General features: G+C 60.7%; 13 protein-coding genes. 4 read left to right on the forward strand and 9 right to left on the reverse strand.

Going from position 1 to position 19882, the window contains the following annotated elements; translation table 11 throughout:
* Positions 1-50: 50 nt before the first annotated feature.
* The 3 genes from SHEL_RS09755 to SHEL_RS09765 form a co-directional block, all read right to left on the reverse strand.
* Positions 51-4442, reverse strand: coding sequence for a DNA-directed RNA polymerase subunit beta' (locus SHEL_RS09755; RefSeq protein WP_012799105.1), 4392 nt, complete (start codon positions 4440-4442; stop codon positions 51-53).
* On the reverse strand, positions 4443-8000 hold the full coding sequence (gene rpoB, locus SHEL_RS09760; RefSeq protein ID WP_012799106.1) for a DNA-directed RNA polymerase subunit beta: 3558 nt from the start codon (positions 7998-8000) through the stop codon (positions 4443-4445).
* 248 nt (positions 8001-8248) lie between these two features.
* Positions 8249-9244, reverse strand: a complete 996-nt coding sequence (locus tag SHEL_RS09765) for a DMT family transporter (protein WP_012799107.1) — start codon at positions 9242-9244, stop codon at positions 8249-8251.
* Positions 9245-9514: 270 nt separating this feature from the next.
* Between SHEL_RS09765 and SHEL_RS09770 the strand changes: the two genes are divergently transcribed.
* Both SHEL_RS09770 and SHEL_RS09775 read left to right on the forward strand, forming a co-directional pair.
* Positions 9515-10375 (forward strand): LysR family transcriptional regulator, encoded by an 861-nt coding sequence (locus SHEL_RS09770; RefSeq protein ID WP_232001590.1) that lies wholly within the window; start codon positions 9515-9517, stop codon positions 10373-10375.
* A 186-nt stretch (positions 10376-10561) separates the two neighbouring features.
* On the forward strand, positions 10562-11011 hold the full coding sequence (locus tag SHEL_RS09775; protein WP_012799109.1) for an Hsp20/alpha crystallin family protein: 450 nt from the start codon (positions 10562-10564) through the stop codon (positions 11009-11011).
* A gap of 196 nt (positions 11012-11207) precedes the next feature.
* On the opposite strand, the gene uvrB is transcribed toward SHEL_RS09775, so the two are convergent.
* The 4 genes from uvrB to rpsA form a co-directional block, all read right to left on the reverse strand.
* Positions 11208-13367 (reverse strand): excinuclease ABC subunit UvrB, encoded by a 2160-nt coding sequence (uvrB, locus tag SHEL_RS09780; protein WP_012799110.1) that lies wholly within the window; start codon positions 13365-13367, stop codon positions 11208-11210.
* Positions 13368-13418: 51 nt separating this feature from the next.
* A complete protein-coding gene (locus tag SHEL_RS09785; RefSeq protein ID WP_012799111.1) occupies positions 13419-14396 on the reverse strand; it encodes an ROK family protein in 978 nt (325 codons plus the stop codon).
* Between the two features lie 14 nt (positions 14397-14410).
* Positions 14411-15031 (reverse strand): dephospho-CoA kinase, encoded by a 621-nt coding sequence (gene coaE, locus SHEL_RS09790; protein ID WP_012799112.1) that lies wholly within the window; start codon positions 15029-15031, stop codon positions 14411-14413.
* A gap of 154 nt (positions 15032-15185) precedes the next feature.
* A complete protein-coding gene (gene rpsA, locus SHEL_RS09795) occupies positions 15186-16409 on the reverse strand; it encodes a 30S ribosomal protein S1 (RefSeq protein ID WP_012799113.1) in 1224 nt (407 codons plus the stop codon).
* A gap of 280 nt (positions 16410-16689) precedes the next feature.
* On the opposite strand from rpsA, the gene SHEL_RS09800 reads away from it, so the two are divergent.
* Complete coding sequence (locus SHEL_RS09800) at positions 16690-17484, forward strand: mechanosensitive ion channel family protein (RefSeq protein WP_012799114.1); 795 nt, start codon at positions 16690-16692, stop codon at positions 17482-17484.
* Between the two features lie 9 nt (positions 17485-17493).
* The gene (locus SHEL_RS09805; RefSeq protein WP_012799115.1) at positions 17494-18009 is read left to right on the forward strand and encodes a GNAT family N-acetyltransferase; all 516 of its coding nucleotides are present in this window, start codon (positions 17494-17496) and stop codon (positions 18007-18009) included.
* An 81-nt stretch (positions 18010-18090) separates the two neighbouring features.
* Here SHEL_RS09805 and SHEL_RS09810 read toward each other — a convergent pair whose 3' ends face one another.
* Together SHEL_RS09810 and thyX are read right to left on the reverse strand one after the other, a co-directional pair.
* Positions 18091-19119, reverse strand: coding sequence for a DUF1385 domain-containing protein (locus tag SHEL_RS09810; RefSeq protein WP_012799116.1), 1029 nt, complete (start codon positions 19117-19119; stop codon positions 18091-18093).
* Positions 19119-19799, reverse strand: a complete 681-nt coding sequence (gene thyX / locus SHEL_RS09815; RefSeq protein ID WP_012799117.1) for an FAD-dependent thymidylate synthase — start codon at positions 19797-19799, stop codon at positions 19119-19121. Before thyX ends, SHEL_RS09810 begins: the two co-directional genes overlap by 1 nt.
* Positions 19800-19882 lie beyond the last annotated feature (83 nt).

Genomic DNA, 19882 nt, shown 5'->3' on the forward strand with positions numbered 1-19882 from the left:
GGGCGGCCCCGCAGGACCGCCCCTCTGAAGGTTGTGTGGCAACCGAAGGATTACTCCTCCTCGTCGTCTTCCTCTTCGTCTTCTTCTTCGTCGTCAGCCTCGGCCGAAGCGGAGGTCTCGCCGAATCCGAAGTCGCCCAGACCACCGAGCAGAGCGTCGAGCTCGCTCAGGTCGCGGTGGTATGAACGCGGGGGCAGGGCCTCGCCCAGCATCTCCTCACCGTCGGTGTTGAAGGTTGCCGGGGCGTCGCCGCCGATGAGCACCGTGTCGTCGGGGCTGAAGACCATGTCGAGCAGCTGGCTCATCTCGTCGTTCGTGGCCGTGAGGTCATCCTCGAGCAAGCTTTCCAGACCATGGTCCTGCAGGCCCGCCTTGAGCTCCTCGAGAGCCTTGGCGCCGATGCCTTCGATACGCAGCAGCTCGTCTTCGGTGTAGCCGACCAGATCGCCCACGGTCTCGATGCCGGCCTCGCTGAACTTGTTGGCCCAGCGCTGGGAAACTCCCAGGTCGTCATAGAGGTACAGGCGGGCATCCTCGTCGGACAGCTTCTGGCCGCGCAGGCCGCGGTAGCTGTTGGTGCCGTACATGTTGGAGTAGCCGGCGTAGGTGTCGTCCAGCGACCAATCCTGCGGCTGGGGCAGCAGTTCCTCGATCTCACGCAGCTCGGAGGGAGCGACATCGGGCAGCGACTCGTTGTCGATGCCGGACACCGGCTGACCATGGTAGGTCAGGCCGACCTTATGGTAGCGAGGCAGGCCCGTACCGGCGGGAATCGGCTTGCCGATGATGACGTTCTCCTTCAGGCCGGCCAGCGTGTCGGTCTTGCCCTCGATAGCGGCATCCGTCAGGACCTTGGTGGTTTCCTGGAAGGATGCGGCGGACAGGAACGAGTCGGTGGCCAGAGACGCCTTGGTGATGCCCAACAGCAGCGGCTGGCCCACGGGCGGCTCTTTGCCTTCGGCGATGAGCTCGTTGGCGATGCGCTCGAACTCGTAGCGATTCACCTGGCGGCCAGGCAACAGGAGGGAGTCGCCTGCGGACATGACGGCCACCTTGCGCAGCATCTGGCGTGCGATGACCTCGATGTGCTTGTCGTTGATGTCCACGCCCTGGGAGACGTACACGTCCTGGACCTGGGACACGATGTAGCGCAGCGTGGTGTTCGGGTCGGTCAGACGCAGCAGGTCGTGGGGGTTCACGGAACCCTTGGTGAGCTGCTGGCCCACCTTGACCTGATTGCCGTCGCGGACGCCTGCCTGCAGCTGCGTACGGGCGGAAACCACGTACTCGCGGACGTTGCCTTCCTGGTCATGGATGGTCAGGGTCTTGGTGTTCTTGTCACCCGTGACCTGCAGCGTACCGGCGATTTCAGCCAGAACGGCCAGGCCCTTGGGCTTACGGGCTTCGAAAAGCTCGGTGACACGAGGCAGACCGTGCGTGATGTCGTCGCCCGCGACGCCGCCGGCGTGGAACGTGCGCATCGTCAGCTGCGTGCCGGGCTCGCCGATGGACTGGGCCGCGATGATGCCGACAGCCGTGCCGATGTTGACGGGGCGGCCGTTGGCCAGGTCCCAACCGTAGCACTTCTGGCACACGCCGCGCTCGGCATGGCAGGTCATGACCGTACGGATGTTGACCTCGGTGACACCGGCTTCGACGAGCTGCTTCAGGTCGTCCATGGAAGCGATGTAGTCGCCTGCAGCCAGGTGTCCCGCACCCTCGTTCATGCAGCGGCCGATGAGGTTGCCGTCGATGTCGCCCTTCTCGTTGAACAGCGGGTAGGGAACGCCCTCGGTGCTACCGCAGTCGATTTCGCGGACGATGACGTCCTGTGCGACATCGACCAGACGACGGGTCAGGTAACCGGAGTCGGCGGTACGCAGAGCGGTGTCGGTCAGACCCTTACGGGCGCCGTGGGTGGAGATGAAGTACTCCAGCACGGACAGGCCTTCGCGGAAGTTCGCCTTAATGGGTCGGTCGATGATCTCGCCCTTCGGGTCGGCCATCAGGCCGCGCATGCCGGCGAGCTGACGAATCTGCTTGATGTTGCCTCGAGCGCCGGACGTCGCCATCATGTAGATGGGGTTGTTGCGGTCGAAGTTCTTGTCCATGGCCTCGCCGACGGCCTCGTTGGCCTCGTTCCAAATGTCGACGACCTGCTGGTGGCGGTCATCTTCGTTCAGAATACCCCACTCGTAGTCCTCATCGATGGCGGCGACCTTCTTGTCGGCCTCGGCCAGGATGGATTCCTTCTCGGGCGGGATGGTCGCGTCGTAGACGGAAACCGTAATGCCCGCGCGGGTGGCGTAGTGGAAGCCAAGGTTCTTGATGCCGTCGAGAATCGGCGTCATCTCGGACAGGCTGTAGCGGTTGCAGCAGTCCTCGATCAGGCGGCCGATCTGCTTCTTGTCGACCACGAAGTTGACGAACGGATAGTCCTCAGGCAGCACCGAGTTGAAGATGATGCGGCCGATGGTGGTCTGGATGCGCTCGCCTGCCTTGTGCTCCTCGAGCTCGTCGAAGGAGTTCGCGACCTTGACGTCCCTGCTCAGACGCACGTTGATCTTGGCCTGCAGGTCCACATCGGCGTGGGCGTCGTAGGCGTTCAGGGCGTCGTCGAAGTCGATGAAGGTGCGGCCCTCGCCCGGGAATCCGTCGCGAGGCGTGGTCAGGTAGTACATGCCGATAACCATGTCCTGGGTAGGAATGGTCAGCGGACGGCCATGGGCCGGGCTCTTGATGTTGTTGGAAGACAGCATGAGCACGCGGGCCTCGGCCTGAGCCTCGTTACCCAGAGGCACATGGACGGCCATCTGGTCGCCGTCGAAGTCTGCGTTGAACGCGGTGCAAACCAGCGGATGCAGCTTGATGGCCTTGCCCTCGACCAGGACAGGCTCGAAGGCCTGAATACCCAGACGGTGCAGCGTAGGTGCGCGGTTCAGCAGGACCGGGTGATCCTGAATGACCTCTTCGAGGACGTCCCACACGTAGCTGGCGCCACGGTCGACGGCACGCTTTGCAGCCTTGATGTTGGCAGCGTACTCGAGCTCGACCAGGCGCTTCATGACGAAGGGCTTGAACAGTTCCAGGGCCATCTGCTGAGGCAGACCGCACTGGTGCAGCTTCAGGTTCGGGCCGACGACGATAACGCTACGGCCGGAGTAGTCGACGCGCTTGCCGAGCAGGTTCTGACGGAAGCGGCCCTGCTTGCCCTTGAGGGTGTCGGACAGCGACTTCAGAGGACGGTTGCCGGGGCCCGTGACGGGGCGGCCGCGGCGGCCGTTGTCGAACAGGCTGTCGACGGCCTCCTGAAGCATGCGCTTCTCGTTGTTTACGATAATCTCAGGGGCGCCCAGGTCCAGCAGGCGCTTGAGGCGGTTGTTGCGGTTGATGACGCGACGGTACAGGTCGTTCAGGTCGGACGTGGCGAAGCGGCCGCCGTCGAGCTGCACCATGGGGCGCAGATCGGGCGGGATAACCGGGATGACGTCCAGGATCATGTCGGCCGGGCTGTTGTCGGACTTCAGGAACGCGTCCACGACCTTCAGGCGCTTGACGGCCTTCAGGCGCTTCTGGCCCTTGCCAGTCTCGACGATTTCCTTGAGCTCCTCGGACACCTTCTCCAGGTCGATGGCCTCCAGCAGTTCGCGGACGGCCTCGGCTCCCATGCCGCCGTGGAAGTAATCGCTGTAGTTCAGGCGAATCTCACGGTACAGGGCCTCGTCGGGAATGAGCTGCTTGGGGGCGATGCGCATGAAGGCGTCCAGAGCCTCGGAACGCAGCTCCTTGCGCTCGTTGTACTCTTCGTAGATGTCGGCGATTTCCTCGGCCACCTCTTCGGGGGTCAGGCGCTCGTCGTCGTCGATGTCGTCTTCGAAGTCGTCGTCCTCGGGCACATAGTCCACGGACAGACGGCGGGTGGCCTCGATCAGGCGGTCACGCTCGGCGTCCAGCTCTTCGAGGTCGGCGGCCAGCTCATCGCGCAGGTCGTCGGCGTCTTCGTCGCGGGCTTCCTCGTCAACCCAGGTGATGATGGCGGATGCGAAGTACAGCACCTTCTCCAGCTCTTTGGGCGGGATGTCCAGCAGGTAGCCAAGACGGCTGGGGCTGCCCTTGAAGTACCAGATATGGCTCACGGGAGCTGCCAGCTCGATGTGGCCCATGCGCTCGCGGCGCACCTTGGCGCGAGTGACCTCGACGCCGCAGCGCTCGCAGACGATGCCCTTGAAACGGACGCGCTTGTATTTGCCGCAGCTGCACTCCCAGTCCTTGGTGGGACCGAAGATCTTCTCACAGAAAAGACCGTCCTTCTCGGGCTTGAGCGTACGGTAGTTGATGGTCTCGGGCTTTTTGACCTCGCCATGAGACCAGCTGCGAATATCTTCGGCGCTGGCCAGGGAGATGCGCAGCGCAGAGAAGTTGTTCACGTCGAATTCGGTCATTTATCGATCCTCTCCTTCGCCGTCGGCTTCCGGCTCGTCGCCGCCGAACAGGGTGTCGTCGTCGTCAGCGGTATCGGCCATCAGCGTGCGCAGGTCTTCGGCGATGTCTTTCAGGGCGTCGGATTCGACGGTCTCCTCCGCCTTGGCGCTGGCCATCATGGAAGACAGCATGGCGTCCTCGGCGTTGGGCTTCTCGTCGTATTCGGCGTCCAGGTCGATGGTGGCCTTGTCCTCGCCCACCATCTCGACGTTCAGGCCGAGGGACTTCATTTCCTTAAGCAGAACCTTGAAGGATTCGGGCACCTCTGCAGGCGGGATGTTCTCGCCCTTGACGATGGCCTCGTATGCCTTCACGCGACCCGCGGTGTCGTCGGACTTGACGGTCAGGATCTCCTGCAGGACGTTGGATGCGCCGTATGCATAGAGGGCCCAGACTTCCATCTCGCCGAAACGCTGGCCGCCGAACTGGGCCTTGCCGCCCAGAGGCTGCTGCGTGATGAGGCTGTAAGGACCGGTCGAACGCGCGTGGATCTTGTCGTCGACCATGTGGCCCAGTTTCAGGATGTAGGGGTAGCCGACGGTGATGGGCTCGCGGAAGGGCTCGCCGGTACGACCGTCGTACAGGGTGGTCTTGCCGAAGGCGTTCAGCTGGGGAACGAGTTCCTCGCGGGCCTTGTCGCCGTACTTGGCATGATGCACGTTGATGAGGTTACGATTCGCCTTCTGGATGACGTCGGCAATCTCTTCCTCGGTCGCGCCGTCGAAGACGGGCGTCGCAACGAACATCGGGCCCTCGACGGGCTCGTCGGACTCTTCGTTCCAGCCCCACTTTGCGGCCCAGCCCAGGTGGCATTCCAGAAGCTGGCCGACGTTCATACGGGAAGGAACGCCCAGCGGGTTGAGCATGACGTCGATAGGCGTGCCGTCCGCCAGGTACGGCATGTCCTCGACCGGCAGCACGCGGGAGATGACGCCCTTGTTGCCGTGACGGCCGGACAGCTTGTCGCCCTGCTGGACCTTACGCTTCTGAGCGATGTAGACGCGGACGAGCTCGTTGACTCCGGGAGCCAAATCGTCGCCGTTCTCGCGGCTGAAGCGGTTGATGCCAACGATGCGTCCGCCGGCGCCGTGAGGCACCTTCAGGGACGTGTCGCGGACCTCGCGGGCCTTCTCGCCGAAGATGGCGCGCAGCAGGCGCTCCTCGGCGGTGAGCTCGGTCTCGCCCTTCGGGGTGACCTTGCCGACCAGAACATCGCCAGGGAACACCTCGGCGCCGATGCGGATGATGCCGTCGGCATCCAGGTCGGAAATCATGTCCTCGGAAATGTTCGGGATTTCGCGGGTGATTTCTTCGGGGCCCAGCTTGGTGTCGCGAGCGTCGATCTCGTACTCGGAGATGTGGACGGACGTCAGCAGGTCCTCGGCCACAACGCGCTCGCTGATGATGATAGCGTCCTCGTAGTTATAGCCTTCCCAGGTCATGTAAGCGATGAGCAGGTTCTGACCCAGAGCCAGCTCAGCATGGTCACAGCTGGGGCCGTCGGCCAGCACGTCGCCGGAGTGAACTTCGTCACCCTTGCGGACGATGGGCTTGTGGTTGATGCAGCCGGACTGGTTGGAACGCTGGAACTTCGGAATGAGGTACTCGTCGAAATCACCGTCGTCGGTGCGGATGATGATGGTAGAACCGTCGACGTAGTCGACCACGCCGGGGTTCTGGGCGATGAGCATTTCGCCGGAGTCAACGGCGATGCGATGCTCGATGCCGGTACCGACGTAAGGCGCATGCGGGTTCAGCAGCGGCACTGCCTGACGCTGCATGTTGGAACCCATCAGAGCGCGGTTAGCGTCGTCGTGCTCGAGGAACGGAATGAGCGACGTGGCGACCGACGTCATCTGGCGCGGCGACACGTCCATGAAGTCGACCATCTGGGGATCGACTTCGTCAGGCTCGCCGAAGACGCCCTTGGCGTCGGTAGTGCGGCACAGGACCTTCGTAGAAGGCACGAACACGCCGTCGACCGTGCGGCCGAACTCGCGGGTCTCCTGGTCGAAGTAGTCGTTCGCCTGGGCGATGGTGTGTTTTTCCTCCTCGTCGGCGGTCATGTAGACGACTTCATCGGTGACCTTGCCGTCGACGACGCGGCGGTACGGGGTCTCGATGAAACCGTAGCTGTTGACGCGTGCGTAGGTTGCCAGCGAGCCGATCAGGCCGATGTTCGGGCCTTCAGGCGTCTCGATGGGGCACATACGACCGTAGTGGGAGGTGTGGACGTCGCGGACCTCGAAGCCTGCGCGCTCGCGGGACAGGCCGCCCGGGCCCAGAGCGGACAGACGACGCTTGTGCGTGATGCCTGCGGCCGGGTTGGACTGGTCCATGAACTGCGACAGCTGCGAGGAGCCGAAGAACTCTTTGATGGCGGCCACGATGGGGCGGATGTTCACCAGGGACTGCGGGGTGATCTCGTCAGCCTCCTGCATGCTCATGCGCTCGCGGACAACGCGCTCCATACGGGACAGGCCGATGCGGAACTGGTTCTGGATCAGCTCGCCCACGGTGCGGATGCGGCGGTTGCCGAAGTGGTCGATGTCGTCGGTGGTGAAGCCTTCCTCACCTTCGTGCAGAGCGACGACGTAACGCATGGTTGCGACGATGTCCTGCTCGGTAAGGGTGGAGCTATCGGCGCCTTCGCCTTCGGGATCGAAGCCCAGCTTCTTGTTGGCCTTATAACGGCCGACGCGGGCCAGGTCGTAGCGCTGGGGGTTGAAGAACAGGCCCTCCAGCAGCGTGCTGGCCGAATCCAAGGTGGGCGGCTCGCCCGGACGGAAACGCTTGTACAGCTCGATGAGGGCTTCCTCGCGGGTGGTGGCGGGGTCGCGGTCGAGGGTGCGCAGCACCATCTCGGAGCTGCCGAGGACGTCAATGATCTCCTCACGGGTCTCGGCGATGCCCAGGGCGCGCAAAAGCAGCGTGGCCGGCTGCTTGCGCTTGCGGTCGATGCGGACGGAAAGGATGTCACGCTTATCGGTTTCGAACTCGAGCCATGCGCCGCGGGAAGGGATGACCTTCGCGCCGTAGATGGTCTTATTGGAGGTCTTGTCGCGCTCGGCGCTGAAGTACACGCCGGGGGAACGGACCAGCTGGGATACGACGACACGCTCAGTGCCGTTGATGATGAACGTGCCGCGGGGAGTCATCAGGGGGAAGTCGCCCATGAAGACGTCTTGTTCCTTGATTTCGCCGGTTTCACGGTTCACGAAGCGGATCTGTGCAGTGAGCGGAGCCTGATAGGAGGCGTCCTTCTCCTTGCATTCGTCCACGGATTGCTTAGGTTCGCCGAACTCATGATCGCCAAACTCGACATACATGTCTTTCGAGGAGCTTTCGATGGGGCACACGGAATTGAAGGCATCCGTGATACCTTCGTTCATGAACCACTTGAAGCTCTCAGTCTGGATGGCAATCAGGTTGGGCACATCCATGACGTCGGGGATCTTCGCGAAGCTGCGACGTTCCCGGTAGACGCCGGTGGGAGCGCTTTTTTCTGCTTGGGCCACAGGTCTTCCTTCCTTAGTGAATAAGACAGGTATGCGCGTACGCGCAAACGTAATATTTAACCACTGAAATAATTAAAGTCAAGACTTTTCTTTACGAACTATGTGGGTTTTCTGCTCTTTGCTTCCACTCGCGGAAAAGACCGTCCATTCGGGGGCAAATACGACGGCGGCCTCGGCCGAAACGCCTTCCGAAGGCGTCGGCAGAGGCCGCCGAATGCGAGAATCGAAAGAAGGGACCGAAGCACCCTTTAACGGCTGCGGACCAGGCGGCGAGCCTGATTGGGAGCCAGACGACGGACGAAGGCGAAGGCATCGCCCAGGATTTCGCCCGTGGACTTGCCGCTGTCGGCAAGGGAGGCAACCATGGTGCAGGCGACAATCAGGATGGCACCCACGACACCCATGCCCGTGAGCATCTCGCCCAGAGCAACCGCAGACACGGCAGCCGTGAACACCGGCTCGGCACACAGGATGACCGAGATGGTCGCCGACGGAACATGCTTGAGGGCCGTGTTCTGCAGGAAGAAGGCCAGGCACGTGCCGACGCAGGCCAGAAACGCGATAGCGGTCCAGCTGACGGCGGGCACCGCCGCGAAGTCGGGCAGGGGTTCGGATGCGATGGCAGAGGCCAGCGCGCCCAAGAAGGTAATGCCGATCTGCATGGTGGACAGGGCGATGGGGTCGACGTCGTCAAGGCCGCGCTCGCCGAACACCAGAGATGCGGCGAAGCATGCGGAGCTGGCCAGCCCAAACAGCTCGCCCAGGCCGAAGGTGGGCGTGCCGCCGTTGCAGCAAAGCAGGTAGAGGCCGAATACCACGACAGCCTGCAGGACCGCGGTGCTGGCGGTGTACTTGCGGCCGGAAAGCACCAGGGCAAGCACGGGCGTGAACAGCATGGGCAGTGCGATGAAGAACCCTGCGTTGGTGGCGCTGGTCAGGTTGATAGCGATGCTGCATGTAATATAGGTAAGGGACATGAACACGCTCGACGGCAGCCACGAGGAAAGGCGTGCGGACTTCAGCATGCGCACGGTGCGGGGACCGAAGAAGAGCATGAACACCAGAAACGCCAGACCGAAACGGAGCGCGGCGCACCACAACGGGGAGATGCCTACATAGGCAATCTTTGTGACCACATTGCCGACGCCATAAATGGCCGTTTGCAGAACAACGAATAAGGTGAATATAGAGCTCTTGTTGAACACCGTTCCTCCAGTCTGGCCGCTTTCCGCGGCGGCTTGCACATTCTTTTCTATATATACAACCAGCGTATCCGAGCCCCCTTCGAAGCGCGCACGAACCTAAGAGGGCGGGTGCGCCTCTCGTTTCAACCAAGTGTTGTAATCGAGTCTTTCGTCGGTTTTGGCGGTGGTTTCCGCCTGCCCGTAAGGCTGATATCCGCATCCTATAGGCTTGACGTCTAAAAGTAAAATGAGTGTATGTTATAATTAGTTCAGATTTTCTTTTACCCACTCTTGAACTGGAGTTTTATGAATCCAAAGTATGAAGCATTCATGAAAGCCACCGAAACGGGTAGTTTTAAAAGCGCAGCTGAGGAGCTTGGCTACACACAGGCGGGCATCAGCTACATGATGAGCACCCTCGAAAAGGAGATGGGCACCACCCTGTTCATCCGTGACCACGCCGGCGCGCGCCTGACAGCCGACGGCGAAGCCCTTTTGCCGTGGATCCAGGATGTCTGCAACAGCGAACGGGCCCTCCAGACGCGCCTGGACGAGGTTCGCCACATCGACTCGGGCCATGTGCGCATCGCTTCGTTCGCATCCATCGCCATCCATTGGCTGCCGGGCATCATCGACCGGTTTCTGAGCGAACATCCCAACGTCACCTTCGACATCAGCTGCTTCGAGAACCAGGACGCTCTTGAAGACGAGATGAAATCGGGAAACTTCGACTGCGGCTTCGTTGTGCTGCCAGCGCCCGAGGGGTTCTACACCATCCCTTTGGCCCAAGACCCCCTGTATGTCGTGGTGGCCAAGGACCATCCACTTGCCTGCCGCGACTACTTCCCCACCGAAGCGCTGGCGGAAGAGCCATATATCAAAGTAAGGAACGACTCCCACACCGAAATGGACGCGCTGTTCGAGCGCCACAAGGTGACCCCAAACATCCGCTTCGTCATGGACAACGACTACGCGGTTATGGGTATGGTCAACGAAGGCTTGGGCTACGGATTGTTCTCCCGCCTCATCCTGCGCAACATCCCCTTCGACCTGGCGACGTTGGAACCGGAAATCCCCACCCAGCGCGAAATCGGAATCTGCGTGAGGTCGTACAAGAAGGCGCCCATTGCAACGAAGGCGTTCATCGAATGCGTCCGATCTTGGGTGGCCGAGGTCAAGACGAACCAATAGAAAGCAACACTTCCCTACTTTTTGTAGAACAATGACATCGCGGTTACGAATGTAACGCAATGGTTCCAAGTTAGCACTCTCATACCATGAGTGCTAAAAACAGGTCTATACTTCTTCTTGTCAAACGAAACGAGCCGGATGCGCCGAACAGAACAAGCCGCATCCGCACACAGACAGGAGATGACCATGATGTTGATGCCCCGCCGCAATTCTTTCTTCGATGACTTTATGAGCGACCCGTTCGAGCTGGCCTTCCCCGCCGCCCGCACCCAGGAAACCCGCAAACCCATCACCTCTTTGATGAAGACCGACATCCGCGAAACCGACCAGGCCATCGTCATTGAGATGGAGCTTCCCGGCGTTGCCAAGGAGAACGTCAAGGCCGAGGTCGAAAACGGATACCTCACCGTCACCGCAACCACCGAAGAGGTCAAAAGCGATGGTGACGAGAACGGAACCTGGCTGCGCAAGGAGCGCTTCACCGGCACCTCTCGCCGCAGCTTCTACATCGGTGAAGACGTTGCCGAAGAAGACATCCACGCCAAGTACGTCGATGGCATTCTGACCATCACGGTTCCGAAGAAGGAGCTTCTTCCCGAGCCTGAGACCAAGAAGACCATCGCCATTGAAGGCTAACCGAGCAAACACCTCCTCCTTATTTTGTTCTCCTTTCTCCCAGGGGCCGGATCGCAAGGTTCGGCCCCTCCCCTTCCCTTGTTCTTTCAACCACACCTCGCATCGAGCAAAAAACGCCCTGACAGCAATGCCAGGGCGTTTCTCGTTTCAGACCAGGCGCACACGTGGCTGATGCCCGGAACGGGCGAATGTCACATCACGAGCGGCGGCTGGAGCCGTAGGCCGAGTTTTTGCGGTTGCCGAAGGCGCTCCCCTTGCGTGCGCTCTTCTTCAGGTCGGCTAGAATGTCGCGTTCGTCGGAGCCTTCCACCTGGGCGCGCAGCTTGACCACCTGGTCGCGCAGTCGAGCGGCTTCCTCGAAATCCATGTTGACCGAGGCGGCCGCCATCTCTTCCTCCATGCTGGAAATGACGCGCATCACCTCGGCGCGAGACATTTCGGCCAGCACCTTGTTCACCTCGACGGAATCCCCCACCTCGTTGCCATCCGCATCGGTGATGAACCCCATGACGTCGTTGATAGCCTTGCGGATGGTCTGCGGCTCGATGCCGTGCTCTTCGTTGTACTGCATCTGCACGGCGCGGCGCCGGCGCGTCTCGGTTATGGCCAGGTTCATGGAGTCCGTCAGCTTGTCAGCATACATGATGACCTTGCCCGACACGTTTCGGGCGGCGCGGCCAATGGTCTGGATGAGGCTGCGGTGGTTGCGCAGGAAGCCTTCCTTGTCCGCATCGAGAATGGCCACCAAGCTCACTTCGGGCAGGTCGAGGCCCTCTCGCAGCAGGTTGATGCCCACCAGCACGTCGAATTCGCCTTTGCGCAGGTCGCGCAGGATTTCGACGCGCTCGAGCGTGCCGATGTCGGAATGCATGTAACGCGCCTTGATGCCCCGGTCCAGCAGATGGTCGGTCAGATCCTCGGCCATCTTCTTGGTCAGCGTGGTGATGAGCACGCGCTCGTTGCGCTCGCCGCGCTCCTTCGCCTCGTCGATCACGTCGTCAATCTGGCTGGCGATGGGCCGCACCTCTATTTCGGGATCAAGCAGACCCGTCGGGCGAATGATCTGTTCGACCTGCTGCTGCGTTACTTTCTCCTCGTAATCGCCAGGCGTGGCCGACACGTAGATGAACTGGGGAATTCGATCTTCGAACTCATCGAAGCGTAGCGGACGGTTGTCCAGGCAGCTGGGCAGACGGAACCCGTGCTCGGCAAGCGTGACCTTGCGGGAGCGGTCGCCTTCGTGCATGCCGCGGATCTGCGGCACCGTCACGTGGCTCTCGTCGATGATACAGACAAAGTCATCGGGGAAGTAGTCGATGAGCGTATAGGGCGGTTCGCCGGGCTCGCGTCCGTCCAGATGGCGCGAATAGTTCTCGATGCCGCTGCAGAAACCCATGGTTTCCAGCATCTCCAAGTCGTAGTTCACGCGCATCTCCAGGCGCTGGGCCTCAAGCAGCTTGCCTTCGTCCTTGAACTGCTGCAAGCGTTCCCGCAGTTCGTCCTGGATGGTGTTCAGGGCCTTATCCATCTTCGGACGAGCCGTGACGTAATGGGAGGCGGGCCAGATGGGAAGGGCTTCGTACGACCCCAGCACCTCGCCGGTCACGTTGTCGATCTCGGATATCCGCTCGATCTCGTCGCCCCAGAATTCGATACGGACGGGGTTGTCGGCATAAGGAGGGAACACGTCCAACGCGTCGCCGCGCACGCGGAAGGTTCCGCGTTTCAGCTCGTAATCGTTGCGATCGTACTGGATGTCGATAAGCTTGTAGATGACGTCGTCGCGGTCCTGAGGAACCTCCTTATCCACAAACACCGCCATGCCCGCGTAGTCCATGGGGCTGCCGATGCCGTAAATGCAGCTCACGGACGCTACCACGATGATATCCCGCCGCGACAGCAAACTGGACGTGGCCGCATGGCGAAGCTTCTCCACCTCCTCGTTGATGGAGGCGTCCTTCTCGATGAAGGTATCGGTCTGCGGCACGTAGGCCTCAGGCTGGTAGTAGTCGTAGTAACTGACGAAGTACACCACCGCGTTGTTCGGGAAGAACTCCTTCAGCTCGGCCGCGAGCTGGGCCGCCAGGGTCTTGTTCGGAGCCATGACCAGCGTAGGGCGCTGTATCGCCTCGATCGTCTTAGCCATGGTGAAGGTCTTTCCCGAGCCGGTGACGCCGAGCAGCGTCTGATACCGCAACCCGCTCTCGATGCCTTCCGCCAGTTTTTCGATGGCTTGGGGCTGGTCGCCCGACGGCTCGTAGGGCGCAACCACCTTGAAGGGCTGGTTCGCCAACCTGACCTCAGGAAGCTTCCCCTCCATGGTATTGCCCTCGATATTCGAAAGATGCGTAGACATGCTCACATTCCCCTCGTCGCAACTGAAACAAACCGGCCGGCCTGACGCCCGCTACTGGGCGATCGAGAACAACGCTGCCCCGACCATACCGGCCTCGTTGCCCAGGGCCGCCTTGCGAAATTCCACAGAGCGGCTCTCGCCAAGGGCGTACATATCGAATGATGCCCTCAGCATGTCCTCGAACAGATCGAAACACTCCGACACGCCGCCGCCCAGTAGGATGACCTCAGGGTCGATGACGCATGCGATGTTGGCCAGCGCATAGCCTAGCCGATCGCTGAACACTTCCATGGCGTGCACGGCATGCGGGTTCGACCGTTCGAACGCTTCCATGACCTGGCGGGCGTCCTCGACCGAAGCGGAACGCTCGTCGCCGGCCTGCAGGGCAGACTCGCGCATGAGACGGATAAGGCCACGTGCGGAAGAGTACTGTTCCAAACAGCCGTACCGCCCGCAGTTGCACTTCACGCCGCTGGCCTCGACGCACATATGGCCGATTTCGCCAGCGATGCCTCGGGCGCCCACGAGCACCTTCCCGTCCGCCACAACCCCGGCCCCGACGCCGGTGCCGAGCGTCACCAGTAGCACGTCCTTGCGACCTACCGCCGCACCGCGGTTGCATTCTCCAAACGCTGCGGCGTTTGCGTCGTTCAAAGCGCGTACCCACGCCGAAGGGAACTCGCGCTGCAGCGCCTGAAGCATCCCCGGCAGATCCAAATCGACGTTGACGCCCATCCGCAGGTTGCCGTCCCGGTCAACGGGGCCAGGCACGGCGAACCCCACGCCGTGGATGAGCCCCTGCTTGTCTCCGACAATGCTTCTGACCATGGAGGCGAAGGCATGCTGGGAGTCCTTGTCGCTTAATCCTCCTGTAGGAACGGTCTGTCGCGCATGCAGCGCACCGCTTTCGTCCACAAGGCCCACCTTGATGGTCGTGCCGCCCATGTCGATTCCGACAAGCAGCTTCCCCGTTTGGGCGCGCCCTGGGCCTACCTGGGCAGACGCATCAGTTGAATCATGAGTGGTCATCAGTATTCGTTCCTTCATGCAAAGCGCTGCGCCTGGCAGCGCCGTTTCAGTTGGCTCATCACGCTATCCACCTGCCTACGGGCTTCGTCCAGGCCGCCGTCGTTGTACACCACGAAATCGGCAACGGATTCGCGCTCCTCGTCCGTAGGCTGATGGGCCATACGGCGGCGAATGTCCTGCTCGTTCTGGGAACCCCGGCTGCAGGCTCGGGCAATTCGCAGATCCTCGGGGGCGCTTACGGCCACAAGGGCATCCGCCCAGGGCAGCGCCCGCTTGGATATTTCCCCAGAAGTGACCTCGACCATGACGATGTCGCGGCTCAGCAGCTCCTCCGTCATCCGTCTGTCCAGCTCGGCAAGAATGGGCGGATGGGTAATGGCGTTCAGAAGCTCCGTATGCTCCGGAGCATCGAACGCGGCCTTGGCGATTTCGGCGCGATCGGCAGAACCGTCCGCACGGACAACCTGCGGCCCGAAGGCCTCGGCCAAAGCTTGCAGCACGTCCTGGGATTCCAAGACCTCATGCCCGATGGCATCCAAACTGATCGTCCCGCAGCCGGCTTCGGAGAACATATTCAAAACAGTGCTCTTGCCCGAACCGATGCCTCCGACAAGAGCCACTTTAAGCGAGCCCATGCAACCTCCGTCAATCATTACCTAGTTCAGGATACCATTGTCCGCTTGTTCCAGAAAGCAACGAGGAGTTTGAACCGATTCTGTCACTTTGAAAAAAGAACCGCCGCCCATTGCTGGACGGCGGTTCCGAAGGATCGATATGCGGTGGATCCGGTTATTCCTCGGTTGCCTCGGCGGCCTCGGCTGCCTCTTCGGCAGGAGCCTCAGCCTTGTCAGCCTTCTTGCGGGGCTGACGGGGCTCGGCCTGGACGGTCTCGTCAACTTCGATCTCGATGCCGAGTTCGGCTGCGGCAGCCTTCATGGACAGGGAGATGCGACGACGCTCGGGGTTGACTTCCATGACCTTGACCTTGACATCCTGGCCGACCTTGACGACCTGGGCAGGAGTGTCGATGCGGCGAGGAGCCATCTCGGAGATGTGCACCAGGCCCTCGACGTTGTTGCCAAGCTCGACGAAAGCGCCGAACGGAACGATCTTGGTGACCTTGCCGTCGATGATGGAGCCTGCGGGATAGGCCTCGACGAGCTTCAGCCACGGATCCTCGGTGGTCTGCTTCAGACCGAGGGAAATGCGCTCGCGGTCGAGTTCGACCTTCAGGACCTCAACCTCGACCTCCTGGCCGACCTTGACGACCTCGGAGGGATGGTTGACATGGTTCCAGGACAGCTCGGAGATGTGAACCAGACCGTCGATACCGCCGAGGTCGACGAAAGCGCCGAAGTCGACGATGGAGGAAACCACACCGTTGAGGCGCATGCCGGCCTTGAGCTGACCGAGGATTTCGGCGCGCTCGTTCTTGCGGGCATCCTCGAGCAGAGCGCGACGGGACAGGACCACGTTGTTGCGGTTGCGGTCCATCTCGATGACGCAAGCCTCGAGCTCGGTGTTGAGGTACATGTCGAGATCCTTGACGCGACGGAGGTCGACGAGGGATGCGGGAAGGAAGCCACGGAGGCCGATGTCGAGGATGAGGCCGCCCTTGACGACTTCGATGACCTCGCCGACGACGGGCTCGCCAGCCTTGAACTTCTCTTCGACGCTGATCCAAGCACGCTCGTACTCAGCACGCTTCTTGGAGAGGATCAGGCGACCGTCTTTGTCCTCTTTCTGGAGGACCAGAGCCTCGATTTCGTCGCCTTCGGCAACGATTTCAGAGGGATCTGCATCCTTGCGGATGGAGAGTTCGCGGGAGGGGATGACGCCCTCGCTCTTGAACCCGATGTCGAGCAGGACTTCGTCATGCTCGATTTTCACGACTGTGCCCTTGACCAGATCGCCTTCGTCGAACTCGGTCAGGGTGCCATCGATCATTTGATTCATCTGGTCATCAGTGATGTCTTCAAACTCGATGACGTTCGTGTTCTTGATTTCGGTCAAAACGGACCCCTTTCAAGCACAGGGACCCTTCGTCATGGTGGTTAAATCAACATGTCTCGGGGGCCTATAGTTACCTTCCCGCTCGCGGATTCGAGACGGGGTTTGCGAGCCTTCGCCCACAAGCTGAGACATTGTACCACAGACGAATCCCCGCAACCGTCTGCAAATATCTTCCCCATATGTCATTTCACAGACTTTTTGCAGGGATGCCCGTAGGCGGACGAGACGACAAACGAGTCATGTTATCCTCGATATATTCTCGTCCAAGATGGAGGTTCAGATGGAAACGGCCCTGCAGCACCTGTCGTCCCTTACGGCCAGCGATTTATTCCGCAACACTCTCGTTGCGTTCCTGCTGCTTATCGTCACTTCCATCGTCGCGCACATCGCTACGAAAACCATTCGTCATATCACGACCAGCGAGAAGTCGCCCTTCCCTTCCAACAGTATCTTCATCAACATCGGACGCGTCATCGTATGGGGCACCGGCGTCTCCATCATCCTGGATTCCTGTTTCGGAGTGAACATGTCGGCCATCGTGACCGCTTTAGGCGTCGGCGGCATAGCCATTTCGCTGGGTGCCCAAGACACGCTGTCCAACCTGATCGGCGGCCTCCAGGTGACCGCCATGCGCATCATCGAGCCGGGCGACAACATCGAAGTAGGTTCGGACATGGGCGTCGTGCAGGACGTGAGCTGGCGCCACACCACCATCAAGAACCGGTTGGGCGAAACGGTCATCATCCCTAACTCCATCATCTCGAAGACCGCCCTCACCATCCTGCCGCCGGCGAACCGTTTCAATGTACCGTTCGCCGTGACCGAGACGACAAACGACATGGACGGCGTCCGCGACCGTATCCGCCGCGAGGCCGAAAACGCCGTGATACCCATTTCGGACATCGAAGAGGGCCCCAACGTGTTCTTCACCGACATCACCGAATACGGCTTCAAAGGCAAAGTCATCATCAGAATATCCGACGCCAGCAAGGTCAACGAAGCCATCGACGCCGTAGTCAGGGCGATTGCTGACGACACCCGCGGCTACATCCCCGAATCCGACGAAGACCGATAGGAGCACACCATGGTCTCATTCATCCCCGTCGTCTCCGAAGAGCAGCTTGGGCAGCTGGCCGACATGGCAGACGAAATCTGGCACGAATACTGGCCGGCCATCATCGGCATCGGACAAACCGACTACATGGTCGAACGGTTCCAATCGCTGCCAGCCATCAAGCGTGACATTGCCGATCACGGCTACCGCTACTGGTTCATCCACGACAGCGAACAAAAGGCCCGCGGCGGCATCGTCGGCTACACCGGCGGCCGCACCGAAACGGAAACGAACAGGTTCTTCATTTCGAAGATTTACCTGTTCTCGGACGCACGGGGCCACGGCTATTGCTCACGTACCATCGAGTTCTACGACCAACTGTGCAGGAACGAGAGTCTGCGGGCCATGTACCTCACAGTCAACAAGCACAACGACCTGGGCGTTCGTGCCTATCTGGCGAAGGGGTTCGAAACCATCGACTCCGTCGAGACCGATATCGGCAGCGGATACGTCATGGACGACTACATCATGGAGCGTCAAGCGTAGGCGCAACAGATTGCGGCGCAACATGAAGAGGCGGTCTGACCAATCGGTCGGACCGCCTCTTTTGCATCGATACTCGAAAAGCTAGGCAGGAACCGTTGCCAGCGACTCCTGTTTGGCCGCCTCTTCCTGCTCTTCACGCTCCAGCACCATCTGCATCGCCGCAATGGCGCATTCAAGCTGCTCGTCCTCGGGCTCGTTCGTGGTCAGGTACTGCATCTGCATGCCAGGCCACAGGATGACCTTGACCAGCGGATTGTCAGGATGGCTTCCAGCCCACTTCACCGTAATCTCATAGCTGACGCCTGCGATGATCGGCATAAGCAGAATGCGCACGAAGATGACGAATACGAGCTTGGGGGCGCCGCTGGGAATGCCGAGCGCTGCGATGACACCGTTGAGCGGCGTGAGCGTGTACACGATGATGGCTATGATCATGACCATGATAAGGAACGCCGTACCGCAGCGGACATGGAGACGCGGGAAGGACCGCGCGTTTTCCGGAGTCAGCGGCAAGCCGTGCTCGTAACAGTGGATGGTCTTATGCTCGGCGCCATGGTACATGAACATACGCTTGATGTCGGGCATGCGGCCGATCAGCCAGATGTAGAAGACGAAGATGGCCACGCGTACGATGCCGTCGACGATGTTCCACGCGAGCGTGTGCGCATCGTATTCGCCAACGAGAAGGTTGGACAGGACAGCAGGCAGCACCACGAACAACGCCACGCCCAGAACAAGGCCCAGCACCATGGAGATGGTCATCTCTACCTTGCCGAAGCTGTCCTCCTCCTCTTCGGAGTCCTCCTCGCCCGCATAGGCATGCATCGCTGCGATTTCCAGGGCCTTATAGCCAAGACCGAGGCTCTCGACAAACGCGCGGCATCCGCGGATGATGGGCCAGTACATCCAAGAGTTCTTCTTGCGGCCGCTTGCCAAATCGTGTTCTTCAGTGTAGATGTTGCCGTCCGGCTCACGCACGGCAACCGACCAGTTATACCTGCCGCGCATCATGATGCCCTCGATCAGGGCCTGGCCGCCGACATGGGTTTTCAGCTCGCCGTCCTCTTTGAACGCGCGCTTCAGGTCGCTATCGGTATTCTTAGGTGTCACTATTCACGTACCACTTTCGGATAGGGGTTTCCGCAGGTCATTTTACCTTCGGGGCAGGCGCCGCGAACACAGGATGCGCCGGCGTCCATGAAAATATACGGGGCTGTGGGCCGAGCAAGCTCCAACATGGCATGCGCAAGCTCGCGAATCTCCCACTGAGCGCGATTGCAGCAGCGGTTGGAGAAGAAATGGAGCAGCTCGCGCACGTTCATGGTCACGACGATCTTCGTTTCGGCGGCATTGGGAAGCAGGTAGCGCGCGTCTTCGGCCGGCACGCCTGCTTCGAGCAGTTTCTTATAGGCCTCCATGGCGGCGTCCACGGCTTCGTCGAACAGAGCGGCCGTTTCTTCGTTCGCGGAGATGGTCTCGGGGACGATCACGTCCAAGCCGTCTTTGTACTTCACGTAGCGCTGGGACTGCTGGTTGAAGCTTGCGATACGGTGACGCACCAGCTGATGCGTCAGGGCACGGGACACGCCGTCGATGGCGAAGGTATAGCTCGCATGCTCCAATGTCGAGAAGTGACCGCCGCGCATGATAGTGGAGAGGACGCTGTGCATACGTTCCTCCGACATGGTCTCCATCAGCTCGGATGCACCGACAGGCGCATAGCACAGGCGCGCGGCCGTAGCGATGGCCCGTTCAGGGTTCGGCGTATGGTACAAAAGCTCAACATGCATGGTTGCCCCCTAAGTCAATGCTGCGAAGAACGACATTTGATTGAACATGGTAATAAAGAATGCGACGACATACTCTGCCGTCG

The organism is Slackia heliotrinireducens DSM 20476 (genome assembly GCF_000023885.1).
In the GTDB taxonomy this organism is placed as follows: Bacteria; Actinomycetota; Coriobacteriia; order Coriobacteriales; family Eggerthellaceae; genus Slackia; species Slackia heliotrinireducens.

Bases quoted from the DNA above. Each gene is read 5' to 3' on its own strand.
- uvrB (WP_012799110.1), bottom strand. From the start codon at position 13,367: ATGTCTACGCATCTTTCGAATATCGAGGGCAATACCATGGAGGGGAAG.
- SHEL_RS09805 (WP_012799115.1), top strand. From the start codon at position 17,494: ATGGTCTCATTCATCCCCGTCGTCTCCGAAGAGCAGCTTGGGCAGCTG.
- SHEL_RS09770 (WP_232001590.1), top strand. From the start codon at position 9,515: ATGAAAGCCACCGAAACGGGTAGTTTTAAAAGCGCAGCTGAGGAGCTT.
- SHEL_RS09775 (WP_012799109.1), top strand. From the start codon at position 10,562: ATGATGTTGATGCCCCGCCGCAATTCTTTCTTCGATGACTTTATGAGC.
- coaE (WP_012799112.1), bottom strand. From the start codon at position 15,031: ATGGGCTCGCTTAAAGTGGCTCTTGTCGGAGGCATCGGTTCGGGCAAG.
- SHEL_RS09785 (WP_012799111.1), bottom strand. From the start codon at position 14,396: ATGACCACTCATGATTCAACTGATGCGTCTGCCCAGGTAGGCCCAGGG.
- thyX (WP_012799117.1), bottom strand. From the start codon at position 19,799: ATGCATGTTGAGCTTTTGTACCATACGCCGAACCCTGAACGGGCCATC.
- SHEL_RS09755 (WP_012799105.1), bottom strand. From the start codon at position 4,442: ATGACCGAATTCGACGTGAACAACTTCTCTGCGCTGCGCATCTCCCTG.
- SHEL_RS09800 (WP_012799114.1), top strand. From the start codon at position 16,690: ATGGAAACGGCCCTGCAGCACCTGTCGTCCCTTACGGCCAGCGATTTA.